The 10,356-nt window shown below is 35.7% G+C and carries 15 protein-coding genes, 1 pseudogene and 1 riboswitch; of the genes and pseudogenes, 7 read left to right on the top strand and 9 right to left on the bottom strand.

Features of this window, described 5'->3' with window-relative positions:
* The 6 genes and pseudogenes from FTU38_RS15950 to FTU38_RS15975 all read right to left on the bottom strand — a co-directional run.
* Positions 1-428: IS5 family transposase (locus FTU38_RS15950; RefSeq protein ID WP_180111829.1), on the bottom strand; the 428-nt coding region annotated here is incomplete at its 3' end.
* 71 nt (positions 429-499) lie between these two features.
* Positions 500-658 carry a hypothetical protein gene (locus FTU38_RS15955; RefSeq protein WP_180111827.1) on the bottom strand — a complete coding sequence of 53 codons (159 nt, stop codon included), beginning with the start codon at positions 656-658 and terminating at the stop codon, positions 500-502.
* Positions 658-1,077: a DUF596 domain-containing protein gene (locus tag FTU38_RS15960; protein WP_180111831.1), complete on the bottom strand. Its 420-nt coding sequence runs from the start codon at positions 1,075-1,077 to the stop codon at positions 658-660. The genes FTU38_RS15955 and FTU38_RS15960 overlap by 1 nt, the downstream gene beginning before the upstream one ends.
* Positions 1,078-1,193: 116 nt before the next feature.
* Positions 1,194-1,334, bottom strand: a pseudogene (locus tag FTU38_RS15965) (SEL1-like repeat protein); the annotation flags it as partial.
* A 613-nt stretch (positions 1,335-1,947) separates the two neighbouring features.
* A complete protein-coding gene (gene nadS, locus FTU38_RS15970; protein ID WP_130114462.1) occupies positions 1,948-2,220 on the bottom strand; it encodes a NadS family protein in 273 nt (90 codons plus the stop codon).
* Positions 2,213-2,533, bottom strand: a complete 321-nt coding sequence (locus tag FTU38_RS15975; protein WP_000897309.1) for a type II toxin-antitoxin system RelE/ParE family toxin — start codon at positions 2,531-2,533, stop codon at positions 2,213-2,215. Before FTU38_RS15975 ends, nadS begins: the two co-directional genes overlap by 8 nt.
* A 227-nt stretch (positions 2,534-2,760) precedes the next feature.
* Here FTU38_RS15975 and FTU38_RS15980 point away from each other — a divergent pair, with 227 nt between their 5' ends.
* Positions 2,761-3,414 carry a hypothetical protein gene (locus FTU38_RS15980; RefSeq protein ID WP_005086345.1) on the top strand — a complete coding sequence of 218 codons (654 nt, stop codon included), beginning with the start codon at positions 2,761-2,763 and terminating at the stop codon, positions 3,412-3,414.
* A gap of 24 nt (positions 3,415-3,438) precedes the next feature.
* Here the strand turns inward: FTU38_RS15980 and FTU38_RS15985 are convergent, their stop codons facing one another.
* The gene (locus tag FTU38_RS15985) at positions 3,439-3,813 is read right to left on the bottom strand and encodes a hypothetical protein (protein WP_086322809.1); all 375 of its coding nucleotides are present in this window, start codon (positions 3,811-3,813) and stop codon (positions 3,439-3,441) included.
* A 259-nt stretch (positions 3,814-4,072) separates the two neighbouring features.
* On the opposite strand from FTU38_RS15985, the gene mobQ reads away from it, so the two are divergent.
* The 4 genes from mobQ (at position 4,073) to FTU38_RS16005 (ending at position 8,120) form a co-directional block, all read left to right on the top strand.
* On the top strand, positions 4,073-5,827 hold the full coding sequence (mobQ, locus tag FTU38_RS15990) for a MobQ family relaxase (RefSeq protein ID WP_373685637.1): 1,755 nt from the start codon (positions 4,073-4,075) through the stop codon (positions 5,825-5,827).
* A gap of 634 nt (positions 5,828-6,461) precedes the next feature.
* Entirely contained in the window at positions 6,462-7,406 is a 945-nt protein-coding gene (gene repM / locus FTU38_RS15995; protein WP_068912167.1) for a replication initiation protein RepM, read from the top strand.
* A gap of 3 nt (positions 7,407-7,409) precedes the next feature.
* The gene (locus FTU38_RS16000) at positions 7,410-7,964 is read left to right on the top strand and encodes a plasmid replication DNA-binding protein (RefSeq protein WP_068975321.1); all 555 of its coding nucleotides are present in this window, start codon (positions 7,410-7,412) and stop codon (positions 7,962-7,964) included.
* Between the two features lie 12 nt (positions 7,965-7,976).
* Positions 7,977-8,120 (top strand): hypothetical protein, encoded by a 144-nt coding sequence (locus FTU38_RS16005; protein ID WP_171406656.1) that lies wholly within the window; start codon positions 7,977-7,979, stop codon positions 8,118-8,120.
* Positions 8,121-8,304: 184 nt separating this feature from the next.
* Here the strand turns inward: FTU38_RS16005 and FTU38_RS16010 are convergent, their stop codons facing one another.
* Positions 8,305-8,508: a hypothetical protein gene (locus tag FTU38_RS16010; protein WP_180111839.1), complete on the bottom strand. Its 204-nt coding sequence runs from the start codon at positions 8,506-8,508 to the stop codon at positions 8,305-8,307.
* A gap of 217 nt (positions 8,509-8,725) precedes the next feature.
* Positions 8,726-8,793: riboswitch (Fluoride riboswitch) on the top strand.
* A gap of 59 nt (positions 8,794-8,852) precedes the next feature.
* Between FTU38_RS16010 and crcB the strand changes: the two genes are divergently transcribed.
* Together crcB and FTU38_RS16020 are read left to right on the top strand one after the other, a co-directional pair.
* Positions 8,853-9,233: a fluoride efflux transporter CrcB gene (gene crcB, locus FTU38_RS16015; RefSeq protein WP_180111833.1), complete on the top strand. Its 381-nt coding sequence runs from the start codon at positions 8,853-8,855 to the stop codon at positions 9,231-9,233.
* Positions 9,234-9,596: 363 nt separating this feature from the next.
* Positions 9,597-9,791, top strand: a complete 195-nt coding sequence (locus FTU38_RS16020) for a hypothetical protein (protein WP_180111835.1) — start codon at positions 9,597-9,599, stop codon at positions 9,789-9,791.
* Between the two features lie 140 nt (positions 9,792-9,931).
* Here FTU38_RS16020 and FTU38_RS16025 read toward each other — a convergent pair.
* Positions 9,932-10,356: IS5 family transposase (locus FTU38_RS16025; protein WP_180111836.1), on the bottom strand; the 425-nt coding region annotated here is incomplete at its 5' end.

Consider the following 10,356-nt stretch of genomic DNA (forward strand, 5'->3'; position numbering starts at 1 on the left):
CGATATTCAGCTCCATGTTTCTTGCGTTTCCATTCGCCCTCACCTAGAAACTTCATGCCTGTAGAGTCTACGAGTAGATGCAGCCCATCGCTACTTTTTTGGTAGCTGATTGCAATATCAATATGCTGTTTTCGTCTACAAAGCGTGGTGTAATCTGGAGCTATCCAATTTAATCCGCAAAGTTTAATCAGACTTTGCACAAAGCCAGTAACCATACGTAAAGACAGACGAAATAAGGATTTAATCATTAAGCAGTATTGGATGGCTGCGTCGGAGTAGGTTTGATTTCGCCCTTGTTTGCCTTTTGATGGCGCATACCATTGCGTAGCAGGATCAAACCAAATGGCAATATTTCCGCGACTCATGAGTGCTCGGTTATATGCGGGCCAATTGGTTATGCGGTAGATTTTGTGTGTAGGCTTCTTCATTTGAAAATTATATCGCTGAAAAAGCCTTTACAGATAGATTTGTGCAACAAAGCCTAACATATTGAAAAAAATTATTTTTTCAAAGCAAAATTATTTATTAAACTTACTGGTAAACCGATATTTCGTTCTAAGCTGTCAATTGCACCCCATAACCATCCTAAATCATGATACTTCGCTTCTTGAAAATTTAACATATAGTCAATTTGATCAACATTAAACTTATTAATCATTATGCCCACTCTAAATGTTTTTCACCATTTTTAAGTGTATAGACCCAAACAGGTCTTAATGGACAAAAATCTTTATCGTAAACAACAAGCCAAGTTCCGACATCAACAACCCCTAATTCCTCTGCATGTCGTTCTGATTTAGGGAATGATAGTTTGAACCATTCCAATTGCTCAGAGATAGGTATGTCATATAAAATTTCATCATTTTCGCTTTTAGCAAGTAATAAATCACCATTTCTCATTAACTTTTCTAAAATATAGAAAAATATTGTTTTTTTTAAATCAAAGTTATTATCCACAATTTCATAAAATTCTAAATCATTATCTAATCGACTAATTGATAGCCAAATACCATCTAATGCCTGAAACTTAGCCGATTTCATTAATTCATCAAATTGTTTATCGATTAGATTAAACATTATCTACTCCATTAGACCTCTTGCGTTAGTCAAAATTTAATCAGTGATAAACGTTGATTTTTAAATAAATATCAAAGTCTAAAATAGTCAAAAATAATACTTTCGCAAGAGGTCTAAATTTCAGCTTGATTTTCATCTGAATCAACACCATGGCCATATAGATAAATCTCAGCTAATTCTAACTGGGCAGAAGTATCTCAATTTTCAGCTTTCGCTAATAAATCATTAGAAAAAACAGGTTCGGCAAATGTTTCCATTGAAAGGCATACTCCTAAAGCCATAAAAATATTTGTTAATTTATTCAATTTTTAACTTTTAAATTAAACTGTTAGGTCTGTACATTTTTATATCATATCCAAAAGAAAACTCTAAAATTACAGTATATTTTTAGCCTATTTAACATAATGGTGGTTATACGAAATGCTTTTTAAAATATCTTTGTTTTTCATATAGTTAAAAAAAATTTCATCCCCCTAAAAAACCACAAAAAACCGACTTGGAAACAAGTCGGTTTCTTTTTAAGCAATTTTGATACTTCTTGCCAATAAAATTGATCAATATTTAATCAAATTGTCGTTTTTCTCTGGCTTATCAATACCCCACATCCCGAAACTATCCCCAATTTCTGCGGACAACTCTTGGGATAAAGTAGGCCAACTTTGTAAGCTAAAACTTACACAGATTTAAGGATTTTGCGGATTGGTAATCCAAAGCATTAGCCCTATGATGAATACATAAGGGAACTGGATGTTTCTAGAAAACAAGAATAAGAAAATAGCGCAAGGAATGGGCAGCACGAGATCAGTAAGACTAGCAACCCGATATGAAAAAGCCCGACAGGATGTCGGGCTTTTTTATTATCTCAATTTTCTAAATTAGACTTGGATGAGCATCAAGAATACGAATTAAAGTTGCTGCAGGACCAGTCGGATAGCGACGGCCTTGTTCCCAGTTTTGTAGAGTTCTCGCGCTGATATGCAAACGTGCAGCAAACTCTGCCTGGGTTAAGCCAGTTTTCTCACGTACTTCTTTAATATCCGGCAATTCAAGCGCTGTAACTCGACTGGCCTTTATCTCATTACGTTTGATAGCACCAGCTTCTTTGATTGAAGCAACCAGGTCATCAAATAAGTTGTTATCCATGAAATTGCTCCTTCACTAATTGACGTAGGATCGAGGTCTCTTTGTCGGTCAGATTATCTTTCACAGACTTTGGATAAGCCACTAGGAAAAAGATCTGATCATCCTCTGTGACCCAATAATAGATCACCCGGATACCACCACTTTTACCCTTATTACCTTGAGCACAACGTACTTTACGGATACCACCGCCATTCTTGATTAAGTCGCCTTTATCGGGCTGTACCAAGAGATCTTGCTGGAGCTGACGATACTCTTCATCACTCACAAGCTCTTTGATTTGCTTGGTAAAAATACTGGTTTCAATGAATAGCATAGGTTCAAGTACGTCAATGGCGTATAAGAATTTTAGCAGTTTTAGAACAAAAAAACGAGAGATTACAGCTCTCTGTTAGAACCCATTCAAAATGTCTATATTCTCACCAATAAAAATGTCCACTTTTAGAATATGCGCTTTTGCGATTTTCTTATCGGACGGTTTAATATGTTGGTGTCTATATCGGATAAACTAATATTCTTTGCATTACGTCTACTGATAAAAATATGTATAACGTTCATCCAAGTGAAAAACTAATTCACGCTTTCCGCCAAAAACCTTATCAGGGATGTTGTCCTACTCAAGCAGAGTTTTTATTTATTGGCTTAGATGCCAATTACGCTCCCAATATTGAAGAACAAAAAATATTTTCTAAAATCATTGAATATCATGAGGATGCTATTTCATTTTGGCAGAAATACAATGTACATCATCCTTTTTTATTAGATGGATATAAAGGAGATGGGCGAAAATATCATAAAGAATTTTCAAAAATTAGACTTTCTTGCAAAGATGCTTCTCGTATTTCATTTATCGAGCTTCTTCATCTTCCCACAACTGGTAGAAATGATTTGAAAAGCTCTGATCTTGATAAAAATCATCTACAATACATTCATAAAGCCATTTTTTCAGAACACACTAAAGCTGTATTTATCTCTGACGCTGTTTTTAAATTAATGAAAAAAACATCTATATTTTCATGGATGAATGATGCTAAACAAATAGAAGGACATACTCTTAAAGTTTTTCATGAAAAAAAACCTTTAATCTATAAGCATTTACATTTTTCAACTTATGGAAAGTTTCAAGCTCAAAAAGAGGAAGAGATAAAAGCAATTCATAATATTATTCTAAAATCAAACATCAGTGATTTAACATAAAATCTCTTATATGAAATTTAGAACTTATCCCTTAAAAAGATCATTAAAAAGCTCTTTATCTTTCTGTCTATTTTCTTCTGTCTTACTTTCCGCACTTAAAAACTGCTCAAAATCAGCCCATTGATGTTTAAAAGATTCATCATTCTTAAATTTATTCAAAACCCAAGCGCCAAGCAAAATTTTCCGTCTAGTTTCATTTTTCCGTTCTTGGGCTTTTGCTTCGCTTAAAAGTTTTTGCTGTTTGAGTTTAAGCTCATTCTGTTTCTGTTTTGCCTGTTCTAAGATCTGCTCTTGTTCTTTTTTTAAATACTCAATTTGCTCTTGCAGGGATAATTTTTTCTGCTGTGCTTTGGTGAGTTTCTTTAAAACTGCATCTTTCTTTTCTTGAATATCTGACATAGTATTAAACCGTGATGATCAATAATCAAACATCATCATAGAGTCAAAAAACAAAGCGAGCAATATCAAACGTAGCGAAGCGAAGTTTTCCCGAAGTGAAACGAAGGGCGCACTTACCCACTTTTATCATTTCATTCAAAAGTGGACGTTGCGACAGGGGGAAACCCCTGTACCCCATGACCTCGCTTTAGCATGGTCAGCAACTTTTTCAAAGTTGCAAAAATCAAAACCACGGTATGCAGAAATTTAGGTTTTTAAAGTGGCAATTTTTCATTTGAATGAAAGCAACATCTCACGAAGTGACGGACGTTCAGCCGTTGCTTGTGCTGCTTATCGTGCCTGTGAAAAATTAGAGGATCTGACTTTTGGAAAGACTCAGGACTACACTAAAAAAAAGGGACTTGAATACAAAAATATTTATGCACCAGAACATACCAATACAAAACTTTTAGACCGTCAAACACTTTGGAATACAGTAGAAAAAAAAGAATTCAATGCCAATGGCTCAATGAAAGCCAATGCACGACTCGCCAAAGAATATATCTGTGCTTTACCACATGAATTAACAGATGCAGAACGCATAAAAATCGTTGATGATTTCTGCTCTAACTTTGTCAAAAAACATAATGTGATTGTCGATGCTTGTATTCATGCACCACATGATCATGATGATGAAACCAATAATAAAAATTTCCATGTCCACATCATGTTCACGACCAGAGTCGTGAATGACAAAGGCGAATTAGGCAAAAAACAAAGAATCTTCAACGACCATGGTCCCGAGATCCTGAAGGACAGCCGAGCAACTTTTGCCAATGTTGTAAACACAGTATTGGAAAATGCTGGACTAGATGAACGCATCGACCACCGCAGTTATAAAGATCAAGGCTTAGGTTTCCTTGAACCCACCCATCATGAAGGGCATGAAGCTACAGCACTTCGCAGACAATATGACGAGGAACAAAAAAGACCGCTTGAAGAACGTAACACTGAAATTGTGCTACCAAGAATTGCACTTGAAAATGATGCAATCAAAGCCAAAAATTTAGATGCTGCACGAGAATACCAACAGATCATCAAGGGCCTTGATCAAGAAATTATTGTTCCAAGTCGATTAGAAGATCAGATTACCCAGCTGGAAAACGAACTTCAGTTAACCGAAGCAGAAGAAAAAGAGCTTTTAGCAGAATTAGTAAATCTCAACCTAGAAGAAGAACGCCTGCAAGAACAACAGGTTCAACAGATCGACAACGCATATGATGACTTCATCCGGTGCCAAGATATTTATGCAGAATTTGCCAATCAGTTTTACACCATTCAAAGCAATGCTGCTGATAATCAAAAGCAGATTGAATCAAATCTCACCAAGACAAAACGATGGTTAGCAGAAAACAAAAGCGATTTTTACCTACATACCAATAATTTGTTTTATGACTCTTATCATCATACTTACAGAGATATAAAAAAACCTGATTTTTATGCGACTGAAAAATCAGTAGAACAGGCAAAAAATGAGAACTGGAGAGAATACGCAACCGAGGTCGAACAACTTGCTAAAGAATACGATATTGAGAATGTCGTCCAACGCTTAGGTCAATGCTCAGAGATACTGGAAAATAATGGGATTGAACGACCAACGATAAAACCCACGTTTTGGCAGAAGCTAAAACGAGAGTACGTTCATTCATTCGATACCCTACATGATTTTAATGATGATATGAGTCCCCTCCTTAAAGCAAAACGGGCAGATGATCTCAAAATTGAACAAGAAAGAATGCAGCAAGTACGCCAAACGGAAGTAGATCGCCAACGAAGAATTGAAAATGATCGCAGAGAAAGTGAATTTAGAGAGCAATTACGTAAAGAACGAGAGCAAAAAGAACAACGCTATGAACAAGAAAGACACGAACGAGAACATTTGGCATTTTTAAAACGCCAAGAATTGGAAAAACAGCAGAAAAACGAGCCTAAAAAACCAGAAAATGAAAATAACAACGATTACCGACCTTGGTGAATGCTGTTTAAACGCAAAAAAATAGGGTTTTTAGCGATGTTTTGCTAAACCACAGTAGATTTATAGTTGAGTTAAGAAAAAACTCTTAAATCGCAAATGAGAGCATTTAGCGAGTGTCTACGAGCGAACTACAGGGATCTAAATTTTTTCACCTGTTTTTCCCTGATTACAGGCTCCCCTGTGTATCAAGAACTCAGAATCAGAGCATCCCGAATGGGTGCGAACTGATTACGATGGCTTTATGTCGAGCGAAGCGAGTGAAAAAGTTCTATGAGCGAAGCGAATTCCTAGTTGCTTTTCTTTTTTAAAAGTCACGAAATTTTAAGCCAAAAATTGCCCCTACGAACTGAGCGAAAGCGAAGTTCAATAGAGTTTGAGCGTAGCGAAAACCGAGGGCAATTTTTCCTTACCTTGGCTTTTAATTATTTTTAAAGTTTTTAATGCTTTTAGACTCTCTGAAAACCTTTGTTTGCAAGGCTTTCAAGGTGGATAAGACTACAATTTCTTTGTCATAAGACTACAATTTCTTTGTCATAAGACTACAATTTCTTTGTCATAAGACTACAATTTCTTTGCATTTGATTACATCGAATGCTAATGTAGTCTTAATAACACTTATAACCTATGCAGTCTTATGAAAAATGACTTAGTAGTAAAAGATAATGCCTTAATTAATGCCAGTTATAATCTCGAAGTAACCGAGCAACGGCTTATCCTTTTATCAATAATAAGAGCAAGAGAAACAGGCCAAGGGATCTCATCCGACAGTAAATTAGAAATCCATGCTTCTGATTATGCTTCTCGCTTTGATGTCACCAAAGAAGCTGCGTATAACGCTCTAAAAAATGCAGTTAATAATCTTTTTGAAAGAAAGTTCTCTTTTAAGGAAATTCATAAAGATACAAACAAAGAAATTGTAGTCAAATCCCGCTGGGTTAGCCGAATTGCATATGTTGATGACCTTGCTACATTAGAAGTTACCTTTGCACCAGATGTTGTTCCTCTTATTACAAGATTGGAAAAGCACTTTACGAGCTATCAACTTAAACAGGTTGCGCAACTAACTAGCAAATATGCTATTCGTCTATATGAGTTTCTAATTGCTTGGAGAGACGTAGGAAAAACACCTGTTATTTCTTTATCTGAGTTCAGAGAAAAATTAGGACTTGAGATGAATGAATATCAAAAAATGGTTAATTTTAAAAGTCGTGTTTTAGAACCAGCCATAAAGCAAATCAATGAGCTGACTGATATACATGTAAAATACGAACAGTACAAAACAGGAAGATCTATCTCAGGCTTATCATTCACTTTTAAGCATAAAAAAATTGATTCGATACCTTCAGAAAGAGATCCAAACACGGTAGATCTCTTTACCCAAATGACCGATGCACAACGCCACATGTTTGCCAATAAACTTTCAGAGCTACCGGAAATGGGTCGGTATTCCCAGGGAACTGAAAGCTATCCACAATTTGCTATTCGTATTGCTGAGATGCTTCACGATCCTGAAAAAATCAAAGAACTATATCCATACCTAAAAAAAGTGGGATATATGCCATTAAATAAAAGGATTTAGTAAATGGCTAAATTATCACTAAGTGAAGTATCTAACCGCTTTAACGTCAGTCGTTCTACGCTATATAGGGCCATAAAAGAAGGGCGTATATCTCGAAGCGCTGATGGTCTTTTTGATATTGCAGAAGTCATCCGATGCTTTGGAGAGCCGATCAAAAAGCATGAACAAAAACAAGAAGTGGATCAGTCTAAAGATGATGCTGATTTACGTCAGCTTGTTGATTTTATGAAAAAGGAAATTGAGTCATACAAAGATCGTGAGAAACGCTATTTAGATCAAATAGACCGCTTTCAATTGCTATTAGGGCATAAAGAGTCTGAAGAAAAAATGTCTCATGATACACCAGTGACACATTCCAATGATGCACCATGCGACAACAATAGTGGAATAAGTGAAACTATTGATAATAATAGAGATAGTGAAATTAAAACATCCCATGAGACATTGGTGACACGCCCTAATGAAACACCAAAACACGTACCAAATACGCATTATGAGACAAAGAAAAAACGTGGCTTATTTGGCCGTGTACTGAATGCTGTTTTTGATAATGACTAAGGGAGAAAGATCATGCCGAAACTGAAAGACATTGCCCTAGGCATTATTGTGGCCCCGCTGTTGATCCCGATCATGCTGATCGCATCGTACCAGGATAAAAAGGAGCTGAAAAAAGAGCTGCATAAACGCCAAAAAGAAAAAGACCAGGCATCCTGATTATTCAATTGAGCTAATCAAAATCGTGAAACATTGCTTAAATAATAGGCGTGGAACGTGAAAAATCATAAAAAAAGCCCACCTTGGGGAAGATGGGCTATAAACTTTGAAATAAGTATATGAATTTCAAAGTAAATTATAACACGTTTCGTATAAGGTGTATTATGTTAATTTTAGGAAATCTTTAGAATTGTCCTTCAAGTAACTGACCTATTTCCAACCTGGTATAGCCACGTTCTTTAAAGATCAAAATAATTGCTTTTTTATAATTTTCAGAAGTAGAAGTCTTATATTTGATTATCAGTTGATTTTCAGATTTCAGCTCAAGATCATTTTTGATGGTCAATACTTCGCTAGAGATCTTATTAAAGATATTTAAGTTAAACATACAGGCACTCGTCATCCGTATTATAGCGGCCCGACTATAACGAATACCTGCCTTAGCTACGCTAGACACCCTTGGCCGCAAGGATGACAAATTAAGAAAAACTCCACAAGTGTTTGCTTATTGAAAGAATAAATAGTCCCTCCAAATCCTATTTGAATAACAGCCATTGTGTTAATTTTAAAAATTGTTGATCTTTCAAAAAATAGTTTTAAAATTTCTCTTATAAGGAGATGGTATTCCTCCTTTTACAAACCGCCAGTTCTGGCTGATGATGCCTACGTAACTCTCTTTCCAAGTAGAGTGCGTAGGTGTGCGCTCTACTTTTATTTTGGAGCGCATACACTATGTATTTTTCCCTTCTATCAATAGCTCTTGGCTCTATATTTGGTGCCTGGCTTCGTTGGGGTATAAGTCTTAAATTTAACAATGTCTTTGAAAATATTCCTTTTGGGACAGTACTGGTTAACTTGATCGGTGCTTTCATTATCGGGTTAGCAGTATCATTTTTTTCAAATAGCTCTCTAAGTCCCAATTACAAATTATTTGTCGTAACAGGCTTCTGTGGTGCATTGACTACCTTCTCAACCTTCTCGGTTGAAGTGGTGGGCTTATTACAATCTTCAAAATTTGAGTATGCAATTTCTACGATAGCTATCCATGTGATCGGCTCACTGATATTTACTGTATTAGGCATGCTCACATATCAATTTTGCGGTAACAACTAATACTCTAATGGCTTCTATATGAGGCCTTTTAAAATCCATTTAACATAATGGGCGTTATGCGAAACTAGTAGGCTTTACGCGGAATTCTTAGCATATTCATCTTTTGTCTTATATCTTTGTTTTTTCCCTATCGGTAAAATATATTCATAACCTATAGAGGAAAAAAGTAGGTAATTAAGAAAAAAATTACAGCGATTTATAAGCCTTATAGTTCCGGGAGAGACTATAAGGCTTTTTCTTTATCTTAAAATTCATATATCTATACTATTTTGATAAACAAAAGCATGGCTGAAAGCCATGCTCTGGGAATTCGTATAAGGTGTATTATGTTAATTTTAGAAATATTTAATAGCTGGAAATAATATGACTAAAAATCCAGAATGGGTCACACGTGGTAAAACTATCAAGCAATTAATTGAAGAATTAGAATCTTTCGAAGATCAAAATCTATTAGTTGAGATATCTTTTGATGATGTAGAAACATCCAAGCCTATAAGTTTAGTTGGTAAAATTGATGGTAAATGTATTCTACTGAATTCTGAAAACTCAACAGAGTAACACCCATTATTTTAAATAATGGGTGTCATAAGTCAAAAAGTGTAAACACGTGGATCTACGTTTCGCATAATCCGTATTATGTTAATTGGGCTTTGTTGCACAAAGATTTGAAATGCAAAGCGCCCATAATCGAGCCAAATCTAAGGCATAACTTGGGTAAGTGGTTGACCTAATTCAGTGAATTTATTGAGGACTGCCACACATGTATGAATCTCATTGACTTGGCTTTGAAAGCTCCTTGCACTCAGTTTATCGCCCAATAATTTAATGCAATGCATCTTGGTTTCTACCAAACTTCGCCGATGATAGCCTGACCATTTTTTCCATAGTGTCCTGCCTAAACGTTTAACTGTTCGAAGTAATTCATTTCGTTCTAGCGAGCTACTCTTTGTATCTTTCCATGGTTTCGCATTTTTTCTAGGTGGAATCACCGCATGCGCTTGCCGATCTGCAATGACCTGACGGCATTGCTTGGTGTCATAAGCTCCATCGGTATAAACAGAGTCAATCCGCTCATCTTGTGGAATCTGATTAAGTAAATCACCAAGCACCTGTGAATCACTGA

This window comes from Acinetobacter sp. YH12098 (assembly GCF_013419235.1).
Lineage (GTDB): Bacteria > Pseudomonadota > Gammaproteobacteria > Pseudomonadales > Moraxellaceae > Acinetobacter > Acinetobacter amyesii.

What these genes read in the sequence shown, in the direction of transcription:
- FTU38_RS15955 (WP_180111827.1), bottom strand. Translation starts at nt 658, where the DNA reads ATGATTAATAAGTTTAATGTTGATCAAATTGACTATATGTTAAATTTT.
- FTU38_RS15960 (WP_180111831.1), bottom strand. Translation starts at nt 1,077, where the DNA reads ATGTTTAATCTAATCGATAAACAATTTGATGAATTAATGAAATCGGCT.
- nadS (WP_130114462.1), bottom strand. Translation starts at nt 2,220, where the DNA reads ATGGATAACAACTTATTTGATGACCTGGTTGCTTCAATCAAAGAAGCT.
- FTU38_RS15975 (WP_000897309.1), bottom strand. Translation starts at nt 2,533, where the DNA reads ATGCTATTCATTGAAACCAGTATTTTTACCAAGCAAATCAAAGAGCTT.
- FTU38_RS15980 (WP_005086345.1), top strand. Translation starts at nt 2,761, where the DNA reads ATGTATAACGTTCATCCAAGTGAAAAACTAATTCACGCTTTCCGCCAA.
- FTU38_RS15985 (WP_086322809.1), bottom strand. Translation starts at nt 3,813, where the DNA reads ATGTCAGATATTCAAGAAAAGAAAGATGCAGTTTTAAAGAAACTCACC.
- repM (WP_068912167.1), top strand. Translation starts at nt 6,462, where the DNA reads ATGAAAAATGACTTAGTAGTAAAAGATAATGCCTTAATTAATGCCAGT.
- FTU38_RS16000 (WP_068975321.1), top strand. Translation starts at nt 7,410, where the DNA reads ATGGCTAAATTATCACTAAGTGAAGTATCTAACCGCTTTAACGTCAGT.
- FTU38_RS16005 (WP_171406656.1), top strand. Translation starts at nt 7,977, where the DNA reads ATGCCGAAACTGAAAGACATTGCCCTAGGCATTATTGTGGCCCCGCTG.
- FTU38_RS16010 (WP_180111839.1), bottom strand. Translation starts at nt 8,508, where the DNA reads ATGTTTAACTTAAATATCTTTAATAAGATCTCTAGCGAAGTATTGACC.
- crcB (WP_180111833.1), top strand. Translation starts at nt 8,853, where the DNA reads ATGTATTTTTCCCTTCTATCAATAGCTCTTGGCTCTATATTTGGTGCC.
- FTU38_RS16020 (WP_180111835.1), top strand. Translation starts at nt 9,597, where the DNA reads ATGACTAAAAATCCAGAATGGGTCACACGTGGTAAAACTATCAAGCAA.